Raw genomic sequence first — 15,500 nt, forward strand, 5'->3', positions numbered from 1 at the left:
CGATCAGCCAGCGAGCCGGGGGCGGAGCAACCAACGCACGGTGCGCCACGGCGACTGCACGCCCCGGTGGCGCCACGCGAGGCCGATCGCCGCCGCCGGGTGGTGACGCAGCCAGTGCCGGTCGCTCATCACGCGAGCGGCCAGCGCCCGGTGGAGCTCGCGGGCCGGGTAGGGGAAGGAGTGCCGCTCGAACGCGCCCAGCCGCTCCTCGACCAGGTGCGGTGGCTGACCCCGCGAGGTGCGCCACAGCTCCGACCACGCGGCGGCGGCCGCTTCGGCGTTCGCGGCGTCCTCGGCGACGTACGCCTGCTGCCGGCGGACCTCCTCCAGCAGGAGGGCGGGCCACTGCTCCAGGTGGGGCTGCATCCACGCCTCGTGCCAGACGACGTTCTCCAGCAGCCCGATGGCGACGCAGTTCGGGGCGTGCAGGTCCGAGGCCTCGTCGAGCCCTGGCGCCAGGGCGGTCACGATGCTGAGCCCGAGATCCGGGTCGCCGCCCCGGTAGGCCTCGACGGCGAGGTCGGCGACGAGGCGGCAGCACCTCATCGGGGCCGCGGTGCCCCACTCCCACTCCACCGACTCGATGACGGCGCGGGTCCCGGGCACCTGTTCGCGCAGGTGCGCGACCAGCCGCTCCCCGCCGGTGACCTCGGTGGGTGGTGCCGGGAGGCGGTCCGGGTCGCCGTTCCAGTACGTCGGACGCCAGTAGTAGAGGGCCTCGTGGTTCTTCGGCCAGCGCCTCCCCGGGAGCGTGGGGTCCGTCCAGTCGAGAGCCGCGTCGAACGGCCGCCACCCGGTGTCGAGGGGCTCGTCCTCCTGTGGGGGACGGACCCGGCCGCGGAACCGCCTGTCCACCGCCCCGTGCCGCCGGTAGGCCCGTTGACCCTCCACCAGGCTGATCCCGTTCGCGCCGCCGCCCATGGGCCACCGGAGCTGCGTGCCGTCGTTCTCCCAGAAGCAGACCGGGCACAGGTCGTAGCCGCCGGGGCCGTCGGGGAGCGTGAGGTGGCCGCAGCAGGGGCACGGGTGTCGCTCATCCGGGTTGGGGGTGGTCACCCCTCCAGCTGAGCTCACGCCCCTGATCGTGCCAGTCTCACGCCCGGTCGTGGAGCGTGACGTGGTAGCCGTCGGGGTCGGCGAAGGTGAAGGTGCGGCCGAACGGGCCGTCGACGGGAGCGGACACGATCGCGTGGCCGTCGCCGGCCAGGGCGTCGTGGATGTCCTGGACGTCGGTGGCGTGCATCCAGATCGCCGCGCCGATCCCCGGTCGGGCGAGCGAGGCCAGGTCGGTGCCGGGGAGGACGTCGCGCAGGGCGAAGGCGATCGGGGTCGTCTCGAAGACCACGGCGTGCGGGGGGCCGGCGGGGGAGCGGACGAGGCCGAGGTACTGCTCGTAGAAGGCCTGCGAGGCGGCCAGGTCGCTCGCCTGGAGGGAGATGAAGTCGGGGCCGGTGACGGGCACGGGGTGCTCCTCGGGTTCGTGTCAGTTGTCTGACACAGACGAAGCTATGTCAGACTCCTGACATGAGTCAAGACGGCGTCGACCTCGAGAGCTCCATGGGCTACCTGCTCAAGGAGGTCGCCAGCGCCCTGCGGGCGGCCATGGAGGAGGTGCTGCGGCCGCTGGGGATGACGGTCACGCACTACTCCTGCCTCGAGCTCCTGGCCCAGCGCCCCGGACTGTCGAACTCCGAGCTGGCCCGCGGAGCCTTCGTGACCCGCCAGTCGATGAACGTGCTGCTCCAGGCACTCGAGCGGGACGGCTTCGTGACCCGCCCGGCGAGCGCGCCCGTCGGCAAGGCACTCCCCACCCGGCTGACCCCCCGGGGCCGCCGCAGCCTGGCGAGGGCGACCGTGGCCGTGCGCTCCGTGGAGGTCCGGATGCTCACCGGCGTCGACGACGCGGAGCGGGCGACCACCTTCCGCACGCTGCGGCGGATGATCGGCTCCCTGCGCGAGGGCTAGTTGATGATCTCGGCGCGGGTGTCGCGCAGGACCGCCAGGCGCTCGCGCCAGGCCTCGAGCGCCTCGGGGGCCAGGCGTGTCCAGTCGAGCACCTCGCCGACCACCCGGAGCGGTTCGCGGCTGCGGTAGGAGCGGGTCGGGTTGCCGGGGAACTTCTTGTCGGTGACGTTGGGGTCGTCCTCGAACGCGCCGGTGGGCTCCACGGCGTACACCCGGGGGACGGCGGCGCCCCCGGCCAGCAGGACCGCGAGCTCGGCGGCCAGCCCGGCGCCGTCGCGCAGGCTCGTGAAGTACACGTGGTTCATCACGACCTCGGACCGGTAGTTCGACCGGCGGCCCGCGGTCAGCAGGTCCCCCACACCGAGGTCGGCCGTGGTGCCGTGGAAGAACGGTCCGTCGTCCAGCACGTCGTCGCCCATGCCGGCACCCTAGGACCCGCCGGGCGACCTCGCGAGGAACCACCCCTGGGGTGGTGCCGGTCGGCGACACGTCGTGGTTCAGTCGGGCGGTGCCCCGCCCCCAGCCCGTGCGCCGCTGATGGCGCTCCTCGACGTCGCGGCCGGGCTCGTCTTCACCGCAGCCCCCGGTACGGCGAGCACGGCACTGGGTGAGGCGCTGCTGGCGCAGCGGTCGGTGGAGGAGGCGCCCCCGCCCGGAGGGACGCGGCACGACGGGGTCGACGCCAAGCACGGCACGGTGGCGCAGCTGGTCGCCGCGGACCTGCTCCCGGTCGACCACGGGCTGCGGGTCGTCACGACCACGCGCAACCCCTTCGACTTCTACGTCGCCGAGCACCAGCGCACCCGCACGCGGTGGGTGCACGAGCTCAGGGACCCGTCGTCCTGGGTGCACCGCACGCCCGGGGCGATCGACCGGATCGTCGAGGCGGTCACCCTGGACTTCGACGACTGGTTGGCGGCCGCCATCGGTGACCCGGCCGAGCCGCGGCGGATCAACCGCGGCCACGTCGAGGAGGCCGACGTCGTGCTGCGCATGGAGCACCTCGAGGCCGACCTGCTCGACCTGCTGGGCCTGGACCTGCGGGTGCCGGCCACCAACGTCACCGAGCGGAGCCGGGCCTACTGGCGCTCGTACTCCGTCGACGGGCGCCGGCTGGTCGAGCAGGCGCACGCCGCAGACCTGGTGCGGTTCGGCTACGCGTTCTGAGGATCGGTCTCCCGGTCGAGGACCCAGGTGCTCGGCCTGCCGAGCGTGCGGGTCTCGCGGGTGAGCACGATCGGCGTCACGGCCAGCCCGAGGACGACCGCGCCGACCACCGTGGCCCAGAGGCCGCCGAGGTCCGCCAGCAGCACGCCCGCGATCGCCGGCGCCAGCGGCGTAGTCCCGTTGGCGACGACGCCGGCAGCGGCGTGCATCCGACCCTGCATCTGCTCGGGCACCACCGCGCCGGCGTACCCCCCGATCCCGGCGTTCGTCGCCGGGAACAGCACCGACGAGCACGCCCAGCACAGCCCGATCAACACCGGGTCGACGGTGAAGGCGGTGGCCAGCAGCGCGAGGGCCGAGACCACGCCCGTGACCACGGTGAACCACCCGGTCGCCACCCGCTGCACGATCGCGGGGGCCAGCACGGCCCCGACCAGACCGGCGGTGGCGGCGATGGTGTCCACCGCGCCGATGGCCGCCGGGGCGACCCCGGCCTCGACCAGCCGCAAGGTGATCAGCACGCCGAGGAAGACCCCGGCCAGGTTGTTCACCGAGGCCCAGCCCATCATCGCCCGCATCACCCGGTTCTCCCACACGAACCGCAGGCCCCCGACGAGGCTGCGTCGCAGCGGCTCGCGCTCACCGTCGCCGTCCACGAGCGAGGTCGGTCGGGGCAGGGGGTGCTGCAGGCGCGTGACCGTCACCGCGGCGACGAGGAAGCTCAGCGCGTCGACGACCAGCGGCAACGGTCGCGCGAGCGAGAACAGGGCGCCGCCGAGCGGAGGTCCGGCGAGGCTGGCGGCCTGGTGGCGGGCCTGGCTCTGCGCCATCGCGGAGGGCAGCTCGCGCGGGGGGACGACGGCCCGCAGCGCCGCGCCGTACGCCGGCCCGACGAACGCCGACGCCGCTCCCGCCACCACGCCGATGACCACCATCGCCGTGATCGTCAGGGTGCCGGTGAGGGCGAGCGCGGCCAGCACGGCGTACGCCGCCGCCCCGACGAGGTTGCCCGCCACCAGCACGCGGCGGCGCGAGGACCGGTCCACGACGACACCCGCCGGGAGCGCCGCCAGGACACCGCCGAGCAGGACGCCGGTCGTGGCCAGGCCGGCGACGCGGGTCGAGCCGGAGAGGGAGTAGCCCAGCAGCGGGAACACCAGCACGCTCATCGAGCTGCCGATCTCCGAGACCGCCTCACCGGACCACAGCCACATGAAGTCGCGGTTGCGGCGCATCGGCAGCACCCACGAGACCCCACGCACCGGCTGAGCCTAGGACCTCGCCACGGCGATCGGCCGACCCGTGCGTCCGGTGTCCGGACGTGGCGGCGCCCGCCCACCTAGGATCGGCGGACCGGCGTGGGGCCGGTGCGGGCTCTCCGGGGGGAAGACGATGACGACGGTGTCGCAGGACGTGGACGTGACGAGGCCCGTGCGCGGCCTCCTCCGGGAGTCGGAGGCCCTGTTCCTGCTGACGCTGGGATCGGCCCTCCCCCTGATCGGGCCCGTGGCGTGGATCGTCGGTCAGGTGCTCCTGTGGTCCTCTGATCGCTGGCAGCTGCGCCACAAGGTCCTGGGCACCCTGGTCTGGCCGCTGGGCTACCTTCCGGTGGTCTTCTTGCTGACCGCACCGGCACAGGGGTGCTGGTCCTCCAACGGGGGGCCGGAGGTGTGCGAGGGGACGGTCGTGCCGGCCTACCTCGGGATCCCGGTGCTGGTGCTCCTGGTCGGCGCCCCGCTGGTGGTCGCCGCCGTCCTGATGGCGGTCGCCCGGGGCCGGCGCCAGCACGAGGTGGCGCGTGCACGGGCCTGATCGCGCACGACGCAGGGATCGCCGCGGTCTCCCAACCCGAACGACATGCAGTTCGTCCGGCCGACCGCCGGGCTGGAGTCTGGGCAGACGAGCGGTCAGCCCAACTGCATGTCGCTCGGGTGTGGCTCTTGACGCCCACAGGCCGGCAGCGGCCCGCGGCGTACGCCGTCAGCGGCGGCCGACGTCGAGCGCGACGCCCACGACCCCCTCGGTGCCGATGCCGGCGGACGCGCGGGCCGCGGCCTTGAGGGGGAGCAGGTAGACCCCGTCGCGGGGGAACAGCGCGGTCGTGAACTCGTGACCGTGGATCCGCACGACGACCGGGACCTGGCCCCAGTACTCGATGCCCTTCGCGGCGAGCTTGATGTCCTCGCTCTCCTCCTCCGGGATCCGCACGAAGAAGTACGGCGCCGGCCCGCGCCACTCCACGATCGGCCCGTCGAACTCGAAGTCCACCGGTCCAGGATGGCACCGACCCCCGTTCCGGACGTACGCCGACGGGCCGGCCACCCCGGTGAGGGGGGACCGGCCCGTCGGGCGGAGCGGGATCAGCTGGACGTGCGCTCGGCCTTCTTGGCCTCGGTGAGGTCCTCGAGGCGAGCGGCGTCGGCCTTGGCCTGGTCGGCGGCCTGCTTGGACTCGCGGGCCTCGTCGATCTCGGCCTTGGCCTTGGCGGTCGCGGCCTTCTTCTCGGCCTCGGCCTTCGCGTCGGCGTCGGCCTTGCGGCGGTCGGCCTGGGCCTTCTTCTCCGCGGCCTGCTTGTCGGCGGCGCGCTTCTTGTCCGCGGCGGCCCTCTTGGCGGCCTTCGCGGCCTCGGCCTTCCCACGGGCCTCGGTCTCCTCGGCCTCCTTCAGGCCGGCCTCGGCGCGCTCCTGGGCCTGGCGACGCTTCTTCTGGGCGGTGGCCCGGCCCTGGGCGGCCGTCTTCCTGGCCTCCTCGCGACGCGTGGCGGCCTGGGCCTCGAGCTCGGCGGCCTCGATCAGCTTGTGCGAGCGCTCGAGGCGGTCGGCGCCGCGCTGGGCGATCGCGGCGTTGCCGAGCAGCTGTCCGGCGACCTTGTCCGAGGAGCCCAGGACGCGGTCGACACCGGCGCGCAGCGGCGAGGTGTCGGAGAAGCGGCTGGTCACCGTGCGGTCCACGGTGGACAGGGGGAAGCGGGCGATCTCGTAGGGCAGGGCGATGAGCTGGGCGATCATGGTGGTCCTCACTTCTGGGTGTCGGCGCGCAGCTGCGCAGCCTTGGTCTCGTCGGCCTGGGCCTCGCGCTGGAGGCGGGCCTGCTCCTCGCTGGCCTCTCGCTCGGCGGCACCGGCGTCGGCCTGCACGCGCTCGGCGTCCTGCAGACGCGTCTCGGCCACGGCGTCGGCGCGCTTCTCGGCGGCCTCCTCGCCGGTGGCGCGCTGGCGCTCGGCGTCGCGGGCGGCGGCGTCGTGCTGGGTGGTGCGCTCGCGCTCGGCGACGGCCTCCTCGGCGTCGGCGCGGGTCTGGGCCCGCCCCTTCTCCTCGGCGGTCTCGCGGCTCTTCTCGCGGAGCTCCTCGGTGGCCTCCTGGCGCTTCGCGTCGGCGACGGCCTCGTCGGCCACGGCCTGCTTGCGGTGCTGGGCCTCGGCCTGCTGGAGCTGACCCTCCTCGACCAGGTCGTCCTTGCCGGTGACCGCCCCGGCGACCTCCTTGGCCTTGCCGGCCAGGTTGTCGAGGAGCCCCTCGCGGGCCTGTGCTGACTTGTCGTTGCTCATGCCCGACCAGTGCCCGTGGCCGGGGGGTCCGAGACCGGATCGTGACTGTGATCTGCGTCGCGGCGCCGCCCGACCAGCCTCCTTGCGCGCCGAATGGGCCTCATCGCGGACCGGACGGGCCCCCTCAGCGCTGGGGGAGGGCGGGGAGGACGGTGCCGGTGACCTCGCCGAGGGCGATCCGGCCGCCCAGGGCGCCGGGGGCGGTGGCGCGCAGGGTGACGGTGTCGCCGTCCTCGAGGAAGGTGCGCCCGTCCGCGAGCGGCTCGCGCCCGCCCCAGCTCAGCTCCAGCAGCGACCCGCGCTGGTCGGGCCGGTCGCCGGACACCGTGCCGGAGCCGAACAGGTCACCGGTGCGCAGGCTCGCGCCGTTGACCGTCATGTGGGCCAGCATCTGGGCGGGCGACCAGTAGAGGTCGGCGTACGACGGGCGGCTGAGGACCTCGCCGTTGACGACCACCTCGAGCTCGAGGTCCAGCCCCGCCGGCTCCTCGACCTCGAGGTAGGGCAGCGGCGCCGGGTCCTGGCCGGGCAGCGGGACGCGCGCGGCCTCGAGCGCCTGGAGCGGGGTGACCCACGCGCTGACCGAGGTCGCGAACGACTTGCCCAGGAAGGGTCCGAGCGGGACGTACTCCCAGGCCTGGACGTCGCGCGCGGACCAGTCGTTGAGCAGGGTGACGCCGAAGACGTGGTCGGCCAGCGCGGAGGTCGGCACCGGCTCGCCGTGCGCCGACCCGGTGCCCACCACGAAGCCCACCTCGGCCTCGAGGTCGAGCCGCCGCGTGGGCCCGAAGGTCGGCTGCCCCGAGGAGCTCGGTCGCTGGCCGCGAGGGCGACGCACGTCGGTGCCCGACACCACGACCGTCCCGGCGCGACCGTGGTAGCCGATCGGCAGGTGCCGCCAGTTCGGCGTGAGCGCCTCCGCGTCGGGCCGGAAGATCCGACCCACGTTGGTGGCGTGCTGGAGGGAGCAGTAGAAGTCGACGTAGTCCGCGACCGTGAACGGCAGCCGCGTCGTCACCTCGGCCACGGGCACCAGCGCCGGCTCGACCAGGTGGCGGTGGGTCCGGTCGGTGAGCAGGTCCTGGACCCAGGCCCGGGTGGCCTCCCAGGTCTCCCGGCCGAGGGCCAGGAAGGCGTCCAGGCTGGGCTGGGCGAGCGCGGGGGCCTCCCCGACCGCGGGCAGGTCGAGCACCAGGTCGCCGATCCGCACCCCGACGCGAGGACGGGTGCCGGGCGTGGAGAACACGGCGTACGGCAGGTTGTCCACGTCGTACGCCGACCCCGCCGCGCCGGGCACCCAGCACCGCGAGCCACCGGTCGGCGCCGTCACCGGTCCCCGCTCCCCGTGGGGCCGGCCAGCCCGGTGAGCCCGGTCAGCACCCGGTCGGCCTCGGACGTCGCGACCGACGTGCACCAGCGCCGGGCGCGGGCCAGGGCCTCGAGGGTGGTCCGGCCCAGCAGGGACGCCGGATCGGCGTCGGCCCACGCGCCCACGGCGTCCTCGAGCTCACCGTCCAGGACCAGCCGGGTGGACACCAGCGCGTTCAGCACGCCCCACCCGCCCCACCCGCCCGGCCCGCCGGACCCCGACACCGCGCCGCTCGCCCCCAGGAAGGAGAACGGCGTCTCCCGGTCCAGGGCCGCGTCGACCCACCCGACCACCTGCGCCGCCGGGACGGTCGCGGTCCCGGGGTCGCCGGCAGCCGCGGTCCACGGACGGGCCAGCGGGAGCGCGAGCGCCAGCTCGGCGGCCGCGACCTCGTCGGCGGCCGCGAGCCAGGAGCGACCCGGTGCCGCGGCGCCGCCGGAGGGACCGTCGGGCACCTCCACGTGGACCGGCACGTCCTCCTCCAGGGACCCCGACCCGCGGGCGTCGTCGACCGCGGCGACCACCCGGCGGGCGTTGCCGGCCAGGTCGGCGGGGTCGCGCAGGACCACGTGCAGACGGTCCAGCCGCAGGCCGAGCCGGGCGCACAGCGCGGGTGGGCCGGCGACCTGGCCCGCCCCGCCGGTCACGAGCACGGCCAGCGGCACCGTGACGCCCCGGAGCAGGGGCAGGTCGGTGTCGCGGACGAGCAGCGCGCCGGCCGCCGGGTGGGCCCGGCGCCCGGCCGCGGCCGACACGTCGTGCAGGCCGCCCGGGGCGTCGGGCAGCAGGGCCCGGGCGTCGTCGACCAGGGACGGGAACGGGTCCGGCGGGGTGCTGGCGACTCTCACGGTGGACACGCTAGAGGAGACGGCGAGAGGGTGGGGCGTGGCTTACTACCGATCCCTGGGCGAGGTCCCGCGCACCCGGCACACCGCCCTCCGCGACGCGGGCGGACACCTCCGCTTCGAGGAGCTGATGGGGGAGGAGGGCTTCTCCTCCGACTCCTCGCTGCTCTACCACGCCGGGGTCCCCTCGGCGATCGTGGACAGCCGGGTGTGGGAGCTGCCCGACCTCACCACCACCCCGAACCACCCGCTCAAGCCGAGGCACCTGCGGCTGCACGACCTGCCCGCCGGGGGAGACCCCGTGACTGGGCGGCGGCTGGTGATGGGCAACGCCGACGTGCGGATCTCCTACGTCGTGGCCGACGCTCCGTCGCCGTACTACCGCAACGCCGTCGGCGACGAGTGCGTCTTCGTCGAGGACGGCACCGGGACGGTCGAGACGGTCTTCGGCGCGCTGGCCTACCGGCCCGGCGACTTCGTGGTGGTCCCGCGGGCGACCACGCACCGGTGGATCCCCTCGGACGTCGACGGCGAGGTCACCCGGCTCTACGCGATCGAGGCCAACAGCCACGTCGCCCCGCCGAAGCGCTACCTCTCGCGCTACGGGCAGCTGCTCGAGCACGCGCCGTACTGCGAGCGCGACCTGCACGGCCCGGCCGGGCCGCTGCTCGCCGACGGCGTCGACGTGGAGGTGCTGGTCAAGCACCGCACCTCGCGTGGGATCGTCGGCACGCGGCTGACCCACGCGACGCACCCGTTCGACGTGGTCGGGTGGGACGGCTGCCTCTACCCCTACACCTTCAACGTCGAGGACTTCATGCCGATCACGGGCAAGGTGCACCAGCCACCGCCGGTCCACCAGGTCTTCGAGGGCGGGGGCTTCGTGGTCTGCGCGTTCGTGCCCCGCAAGGTCGACTACCACCCGCAGTCGATCCCGGTGCCCTACTACCACTCCAACGTCGACTCCGACGAGGTGATGCTCTACGTCGCCGGCGACTACGAGGCGCGCAAGGGCTCGGGGATCGGCCTCGGGTCGGTCTCCCTGCACCCCGGCGGGCACGCCCACGGGCCGCAGCCGAGCGCGATCGAGCCCTCCATCGGGGTGGAGGCGTTCGACGAGCTGGCGGTCATGGTCGACACCTTCGCCCCGCTCGAGCTGGGCGAGGCCGGCCGCGCGGTCGAGGACCCGGCGTACGCCTGGTCGTGGGCCGGTCGCGGTCCGGGCACTCCCGGCGACGAGGCCTGAGCCGGTGACGACGACGTACGTCGCGTTCCTGCGCGCCGTCAACGTGGGCGGGCGCGCCTACCCGATGGCCGAGCTGCGGGACGCGCTGACCGCGGCGGGCTTCGAGGACGTCGAGACCCACATCCAGACCGGCAACGTCCGGTTCGCCACCTCGATGCGCTCGCGCGAGCGGATCACCGCGGCGCTCGAGACCGCCATGCGCGAGGACCGCGGGTTCGAGGTGCCGGTGGTGCTGATGACCCCGGCCGAGCTGGTCGAGGTGCACGAGGAGGCGCTGGAGCTGGAGCAGGGGCGCGACCTGAGCGGCCACTACCTCGCGCTGCTGGCCCGACCGGCGTACGCCAAGGACATCGCGCTGCTGGAGGCGCGCTCGAGGGACGGCGAGGAGGTGGTGGTCGGCGAGCGCGCGGTCCACCTGATGCTGAGCTCGGTGAAGTTCCACGAGGCCCGCACCGGAAACGCCGAGGTGGAGCGCCAGCTCGGGGTCGCCACCACCCGTAGCCTGACCGTCATCACGAAGCTGACCGAGAAGTGGGGCGCATGAGCGAGCAGCAGCAGTGGTGGCGCGACGCCGTCATCTACCAGATCTACCCGCGGTCCTGGGCCGACGGCGACGGCGACGGCCTGGGTGACCTGCCCGGCATCACCTCGCGGCTGCCCCACCTGGCCGAGCTCGGGGTCGACGCGGTCTGGCTCTCGCCGTTCTACACCTCGCCGCAGAACGACGCCGGCTACGACGTGGCCGACTACCGCGACGTCGACGCGCGCTTCGGCACGCTGTCCGACGCCGACGCGCTGATCGCCCGCGCCCACGAGCTCGACCTGCGCGTGATCGTCGACCTGGTGCCCAACCACTCCTCCAGCGAGCACCCGTGGTTCCAGGCCGCGCTGGCGGCCGCGCCCGGCAGCCCCGAGCGCGCCCGCTACATGTTCCGCGAGGGCCGGGGGCCCGACGGCTCCGAGCCGCCGAACAACTGGACCAGCAACTTCGGCGGTCCCGCCTGGACCCGGGTGACCGAGGCCGACGGCACCCCGGGGCAGTGGTACCTCCACCTCTTCGACGTCACCCAGCCCGACTTCGACTGGACCAACCCCGACGTCGGGGACGAGATGGTCTCGGTGATCCGGTTCTGGCTCGACCGCGGCGTCGACGGCTTCCGCATCGACGTCGCCCACGGCCTGGTCAAGGCCGAGGGCCTGCCCGACTCCACCGCGATCCGCCACGAGCTGGCCGGGCGCACCTCCGACCAGCCGATGTGGGACCAGCCGGGCGTGCACGACGTCTACCGCCGCTGGCGCCAGGTCACCGACTCCTACTCGGTGGAGGGCCAGGACGCCGACCGGATCCTGTGCGCCGAGGCCTGGGTGACCCCGCTCGAGGCGCTCGCGCTCTACAACCGGCCCGACGAGCTGCACCAGTCCTTCAACTTCCCGTTCCTGGTCAGCCCCTGGATCGCCGAGGAGCTGCGCACGACGATCGCCGAGTCGCTCGAGGCCGTCGTGGAGCACGGGTCCCCGCAGACCTGGGTGCTGTCCAACCACGACGTCGTCCGGCACGCCTCGCGGCTGGGCTTCGAGCCCCAGCCCGGCCCGGTCGTGATGGACGGCATCGGCCCCTCGGACCCCCAGCCCGACGCCGAGGTGGGGCTGCGGCGCGCACGTGCGGCCACGACCCTGATGCTCGCGCTGCCGGGCTCGGCGTACCTCTACCAGGGCGAGGAGCTCGGCCTGCCCGAGGCCACCGAGCTGCCCGGCGAGGTGCGCCAGGACCCGACGTACGAGAAGACGGGCGGCGAGCGCACCGGCCGCGACGGCTGCCGCGTCCCGATGGCCTGGGAGGGCGACGCCCCGGGCCTCGGCTTCGGCCCGACCGGGGAGACCTGGCTGCCGCAGCCCGCGGCGTACGCCGACCTCGCCGTGGACCGCCAGGCCGGGGTCGACGGATCGACCCTCGAGCTCTACCGCACCCTGCTGCGGCTGCGGCGCGAGCACCGCCTCGGGCGCGGCTCGCTCACCTGGCGTGAGCAGCCCGCGGACCACGTCCTGGCCTTCGACGTGAGGACGGCCGACCCGTCCGCGCCCGCGGTGCGGGTCGTGGTCAACGTCGGCGGCCCCACGGTCGCGCTCCCCGACGGTGCGGAGGTCCTGGTCGCGAGCGGTCCGCTCACGGACGTCGGTCTCCCCACCGACACCACCGTCTGGGTCACGGTGCCGTAACTCGACGTTCGGCGTCCTTGCCAGGCGCAAGACCCCCCGGTTAGGTTCCGTGTGACGTGGATCACCCACGCGTACGGTCGATCCTGGCTCGGAGGAGACAACGCCCATGGATGCACGACGTTCACGACGAATTCGCAAGGGGGTGGCGCTGGCGAGCGCGGGTGTCGCCGTCAGCGCCCTCCTGACCGCGTGCGGTGGCGGTGGTGGTGGCGTGCCGACCATCAACCTCTACGGCAGCGCGTCCGACGCCGACTTCGACAAGGTCCTCGGGCCCTGCAACGAGGCGGCCAAGGGCAAGTACAAGATCGTTCCCAACCTGATCCCCAGCGACGCCGACAGCCAGCGCGAGCAGTTCGTGCGGCGTCTCGCCGCCCACGACAGCGGCATGGACATCCTCGGCATGGACGTGACCTGGACCGCCGAGTTCGCCGAGGCCGGCTGGATCCGCGAGCTGACCGGTGACCAGAAGACCCAGGCGCTCAACGACGTCCTCGGTCCGCCGGCGGGCACCGCGATGTGGAAGAACAAGCTCTACGCGATCCCGCGCAGCACCAACGTGCAGCTGCTGTGGCGTCGCAAGTCGCTGGTGCCGAACGCCCCCACCACGTGGGACGAGGTCCTCGCGGACGCCAAGAAGCTCAAGAGCGAGGGCAAGCCCTACCAGATCGGCATCACCGGGGCGCAGTACGAAGGCCTCGTGGTCGGCTTCAACACGATCCTGTCCTCGCTGGGCGGCACGCTGGTCAACCCCACCAGCACCAAGGTGACCGTCAACGACAAGACGGTGGAGGCGCTGAAGATCCTCCAGAACCTGGCCACCGGCGGCCTGGCCAGCGCCTCGCTGTCCAACAGCCAGGAGCCCGAGGTCTTCGCCCAGCTGCAGAACGGCCAGGCGGCGTTCATCATGAACTGGCCCTACGTGCTCTCGGCCATGCAGGCCGCGAACCCGAAGATCGCCAAGGACCTCGCGGTGAGCAAGCTGCCGGAGTTCAAGTCCGGCGAGGAGTCGCGCGCGACCCTCGGTGGCCTGAACTACGCCATCAGCAAGTACTCCCAGCACCCCGACCTGGCCTACCAGGCGGCGATGTGCCTGCGGAACCCGTCCAGCCAGCTCAAGGGCGCGCTCAGCCCGGCCGGCAACGTGCCGACCCTCAAGAGCGTCTTCGAGCAGCCGTCCTTCAAGAAGGTCTACCCCTTCTCCGAGGACATCCTGGCCGAGCTCAAGACCGCCCGGCCGCGACCGGTGACGCCGCTCTACCAGAACATCTCCACGGTCGTGTCCTCGACGTTGTCGCCCCCGCAGGGGATCAACCCCGACAAGACCGCCCAAGAGCTCAAGTCCCAGATCCAGGACGCCATCGACGGGAAGGGGATCCTGCCGTGACCACCACCATGGCACCCGAGGACGAGGGCGTGCAGATCGCCGTCAAGCGTGCCTCGGAGGGCAAGCGGGCCGAGGCCCGTCTCGGCCTGATGCTGATCGCCCCGGCCGCGATCATCATGATCGCCGTGACCGGCTACCCGATCATCTACGCCTTCTACCTCTCGCTGTTCAAGGCCGACCTGCGCACGCCGGACGCCAACCAGTTCGTCTTCCTGGGCAACTACGTGACCGTGCTGAGCAGCTCGATCTGGTGGCAGGCGTTCGGCATCACGATGCTGATCACGGTCGTGAGCACGGTGCTCGAGCTGGTGCTCGGCATGGTCCTCGCCGTCGTCATGCACCGCACCATCGTCGGTCGCGGCCTGGTCCGCACCTCGGCGCTGGTGCCCTACGCCATCGTCACCGTGGTGGCGGCGTTCTCCTGGCGCTTCGCCTTCACCCAGGACCTGGGCTGGCTGGCCGGCGGGTCCGCCCCGCTGACCGAGAAGTGGCCCTCGATCTTCATCATCATCCTGGCCGAGGTCTGGAAGACGGTGCCGTTCATGGCGCTCCTGCTGATGGCCGGCCTCGCACTGGTGCCCGAGGACCTCCTCAAGGCGGCCTCGATGGACGGCGCCAACGGGTGGCAGCGCTTCGTGCGCATCACGATCCCGCTGATCAAGCCCTCGATCCTGGTCGCGCTGCTGTTCCGCACGCTCGACGCCTTCCGGATCTTCGACAACATCTTCGTGCTGACCAGCGGGTCCAACGGCACCGCGTCGGTGTCGATGGTCGGCTACAACAACCTGATCCGCGGGCTCAACCTCGGCATCGGCTCCACCATGGCCGTGCTGATCTTCCTGACGATCGCGATCATCGCCTTCGTCTTCGTCAAGCTCTTCGGAGCCGCAGCACCGGGTGCAGGGGAGAAGCGATGAGCACGGCAACGATCACACCGCGTCGCAGGGCCGGCTGGGCCGCGGCCGACGTCCTGGTCCTGCTCTACGCCTTCATCCCGGTCGTCTGGATCATCTCGCTGTCGCTCAAGGGTGGCGACACCCTCAACGACGGCAAGTTCCTGCCCGCCAACCCCGACTTCACGGCGTACAGCACGATCTTCGCCAACGACGACTTCATCCGGGCGCTGATCAACTCGATCGGCATCTGCCTGATCAGCACCGCGATCGCGCTGGTGGTCGGCACCATGGCGGCGTACGCCATCGCGCGGCTGGAGTTCCCCGGCAAGAAGATCATGGTCGGGATGTCGCTGCTGATCTCGATGTTCCCGCAGATCGCGCTGGTGACGCCGCTGTTCAAGATCGAGACCGGGCTGGGGCTCTTCGACACCTGGCCCGGGCTGATCCTGCCCTACATCACCTTCGCGCTCCCGCTGGGCATCTACACCCTCTCGGCGTTCTTCCGGGAGATCCCGTGGGAGCTGGAGAAGGCCGCGAAGATGGACGGCGCCACGCCGTTCCAGGCCTTCCGCCGGGTGATCGCGCCGCTGGCCATGCCGGGGGTCTTCACCACCGCGATCCTGGTGTTCATCGCCTGCTGGAACGACTTCCTGTTCGCGATCTCGCTGACCTCGACCAACCGGGCCCGCACGGTCCCCGCGGCGATGTCCTACTTCACCGGTGCGACGACCTTCGAGAAGCCCACCGCGGCGATCGCGGCCGCCGCCGTCATCATCACCATCCCCATCGTCATCTTCGTCCTGTTCTTCCAGCGTCGCATCGTCGCTGGCCTCACGTCGGGTGCGGTCAAGGGCTGAGGCCCGC

At 72.8% G+C, this 15,500-nt stretch carries 18 protein-coding genes; 9 read left to right on the forward strand and 9 right to left on the reverse strand.

What is annotated here, in order from left to right:
- Positions 1-3: 3 nt before the first annotated feature.
- Positions 4-1,074 (reverse strand): CPCC family cysteine-rich protein, encoded by a 1,071-nt coding sequence (locus tag ACYVDA_RS07550; protein WP_460816733.1) that lies wholly within the window; start codon positions 1,072-1,074, stop codon positions 4-6.
- A 19-nt stretch (positions 1,075-1,093) separates the two neighbouring features.
- Complete coding sequence (locus tag ACYVDA_RS07555) at positions 1,094-1,462, reverse strand: VOC family protein (RefSeq protein ID WP_460816735.1); 369 nt, start codon at positions 1,460-1,462, stop codon at positions 1,094-1,096.
- A gap of 62 nt (positions 1,463-1,524) precedes the next feature.
- On the opposite strand from ACYVDA_RS07555, the gene ACYVDA_RS07560 reads away from it, so the two are divergent.
- A complete protein-coding gene (locus ACYVDA_RS07560) occupies positions 1,525-1,965 on the forward strand; it encodes a MarR family winged helix-turn-helix transcriptional regulator (protein ID WP_460816736.1) in 441 nt (146 codons plus the stop codon).
- Here ACYVDA_RS07560 and arr read toward each other — a convergent pair.
- On the reverse strand, positions 1,962-2,384 hold the full coding sequence (gene arr / locus ACYVDA_RS07565) for an NAD(+)--rifampin ADP-ribosyltransferase (RefSeq protein WP_460816739.1): 423 nt from the start codon (positions 2,382-2,384) through the stop codon (positions 1,962-1,964). The two genes, ACYVDA_RS07560 and arr, sit on opposite strands and share 4 nt — an antisense overlap.
- Positions 2,385-2,502: 118 nt before the next feature.
- On the opposite strand from arr, the gene ACYVDA_RS07570 reads away from it, so the two are divergent.
- A complete protein-coding gene (locus tag ACYVDA_RS07570; protein WP_460816742.1) occupies positions 2,503-3,132 on the forward strand; it encodes a hypothetical protein in 630 nt (209 codons plus the stop codon).
- On the opposite strand, the gene ACYVDA_RS07575 is transcribed toward ACYVDA_RS07570, so the two are convergent.
- Positions 3,120-4,394 carry an MFS transporter gene (locus ACYVDA_RS07575; protein ID WP_460816744.1) on the reverse strand — a complete coding sequence of 425 codons (1,275 nt, stop codon included), beginning with the start codon at positions 4,392-4,394 and terminating at the stop codon, positions 3,120-3,122. The genes ACYVDA_RS07570 and ACYVDA_RS07575 overlap by 13 nt on opposite strands.
- 139 nt (positions 4,395-4,533) lie before the next feature.
- On the opposite strand from ACYVDA_RS07575, the gene ACYVDA_RS07580 reads away from it, so the two are divergent.
- Positions 4,534-4,944, forward strand: a complete 411-nt coding sequence (locus tag ACYVDA_RS07580) for a hypothetical protein (RefSeq protein ID WP_460816746.1) — start codon at positions 4,534-4,536, stop codon at positions 4,942-4,944.
- Positions 4,945-5,112: 168 nt separating this feature from the next.
- Here the strand turns inward: ACYVDA_RS07580 and ACYVDA_RS07585 are convergent, their stop codons facing one another.
- From ACYVDA_RS07585 to ACYVDA_RS07605, 5 genes are all read right to left on the reverse strand, one after another.
- A complete protein-coding gene (locus ACYVDA_RS07585) occupies positions 5,113-5,400 on the reverse strand; it encodes a DUF1905 domain-containing protein (RefSeq protein ID WP_460816748.1) in 288 nt (95 codons plus the stop codon).
- Between the two features lie 92 nt (positions 5,401-5,492).
- Complete coding sequence (locus ACYVDA_RS07590) at positions 5,493-6,140, reverse strand: hypothetical protein (protein ID WP_460816751.1); 648 nt, start codon at positions 6,138-6,140, stop codon at positions 5,493-5,495.
- Between the two features lie 8 nt (positions 6,141-6,148).
- Positions 6,149-6,679: a hypothetical protein gene (locus ACYVDA_RS07595; RefSeq protein ID WP_460816755.1), complete on the reverse strand. Its 531-nt coding sequence runs from the start codon at positions 6,677-6,679 to the stop codon at positions 6,149-6,151.
- Between the two features lie 124 nt (positions 6,680-6,803).
- Positions 6,804-8,009: a fumarylacetoacetase gene (gene fahA, locus ACYVDA_RS07600; RefSeq protein ID WP_460816757.1), complete on the reverse strand. Its 1,206-nt coding sequence runs from the start codon at positions 8,007-8,009 to the stop codon at positions 6,804-6,806.
- The gene (locus ACYVDA_RS07605) at positions 8,006-8,896 is read right to left on the reverse strand and encodes a hypothetical protein (protein WP_460816761.1); all 891 of its coding nucleotides are present in this window, start codon (positions 8,894-8,896) and stop codon (positions 8,006-8,008) included. Before ACYVDA_RS07605 ends, fahA begins: the two co-directional genes overlap by 4 nt.
- Before the next feature lie 37 nt (positions 8,897-8,933).
- Between ACYVDA_RS07605 and ACYVDA_RS07610 the strand changes: the two genes are divergently transcribed.
- The 6 genes from ACYVDA_RS07610 to ACYVDA_RS07635 all read left to right on the forward strand — a co-directional run bounded on the left by ACYVDA_RS07610 (position 8,934) and on the right by ACYVDA_RS07635 (position 15,493).
- Entirely contained in the window at positions 8,934-10,139 is a 1,206-nt protein-coding gene (locus ACYVDA_RS07610; RefSeq protein WP_460816765.1) for a homogentisate 1,2-dioxygenase domain-containing protein, read from the forward strand.
- Between the two features lie 4 nt (positions 10,140-10,143).
- Positions 10,144-10,683: a DUF1697 domain-containing protein gene (locus ACYVDA_RS07615; RefSeq protein WP_460816768.1), complete on the forward strand. Its 540-nt coding sequence runs from the start codon at positions 10,144-10,146 to the stop codon at positions 10,681-10,683.
- Positions 10,680-12,356, forward strand: coding sequence for a glycoside hydrolase family 13 protein (locus ACYVDA_RS07620; RefSeq protein WP_460816771.1), 1,677 nt, complete (start codon positions 10,680-10,682; stop codon positions 12,354-12,356). The genes ACYVDA_RS07615 and ACYVDA_RS07620 overlap by 4 nt, the downstream gene beginning before the upstream one ends.
- Before the next feature lie 106 nt (positions 12,357-12,462).
- Complete coding sequence (locus ACYVDA_RS07625) at positions 12,463-13,740, forward strand: ABC transporter substrate-binding protein (protein ID WP_460816773.1); 1,278 nt, start codon at positions 12,463-12,465, stop codon at positions 13,738-13,740.
- Positions 13,737-14,657, forward strand: a complete 921-nt coding sequence (locus tag ACYVDA_RS07630) for a carbohydrate ABC transporter permease (RefSeq protein ID WP_460816775.1) — start codon at positions 13,737-13,739, stop codon at positions 14,655-14,657. Before ACYVDA_RS07625 ends, ACYVDA_RS07630 begins: the two co-directional genes overlap by 4 nt.
- Positions 14,654-15,493 (forward strand): carbohydrate ABC transporter permease, encoded by an 840-nt coding sequence (locus ACYVDA_RS07635; protein WP_460816778.1) that lies wholly within the window; start codon positions 14,654-14,656, stop codon positions 15,491-15,493. The genes ACYVDA_RS07630 and ACYVDA_RS07635 overlap by 4 nt, the downstream gene beginning before the upstream one ends.
- Positions 15,494-15,500: the final 7 nt, after the last annotated feature.

The organism is Nocardioides korecus (assembly GCF_054778395.1).

Coding starts and splice junctions, on each gene's coding strand:
- ACYVDA_RS07560 (WP_460816736.1), top strand. CDS start 1,525: ATGAGTCAAGACGGCGTCGACCTCGAGAGCTCCATGGGCTACCTGCTC.
- arr (WP_460816739.1), bottom strand. CDS start 2,384: ATGGGCGACGACGTGCTGGACGACGGACCGTTCTTCCACGGCACCACG.
- ACYVDA_RS07570 (WP_460816742.1), top strand. CDS start 2,503: ATGGCGCTCCTCGACGTCGCGGCCGGGCTCGTCTTCACCGCAGCCCCC.
- ACYVDA_RS07590 (WP_460816751.1), bottom strand. CDS start 6,140: ATGATCGCCCAGCTCATCGCCCTGCCCTACGAGATCGCCCGCTTCCCC.
- ACYVDA_RS07595 (WP_460816755.1), bottom strand. CDS start 6,679: ATGAGCAACGACAAGTCAGCACAGGCCCGCGAGGGGCTCCTCGACAAC.
- ACYVDA_RS07620 (WP_460816771.1), top strand. CDS start 10,680: ATGAGCGAGCAGCAGCAGTGGTGGCGCGACGCCGTCATCTACCAGATC.
- ACYVDA_RS07625 (WP_460816773.1), top strand. CDS start 12,463: ATGGATGCACGACGTTCACGACGAATTCGCAAGGGGGTGGCGCTGGCG.
- ACYVDA_RS07635 (WP_460816778.1), top strand. CDS start 14,654: ATGAGCACGGCAACGATCACACCGCGTCGCAGGGCCGGCTGGGCCGCG.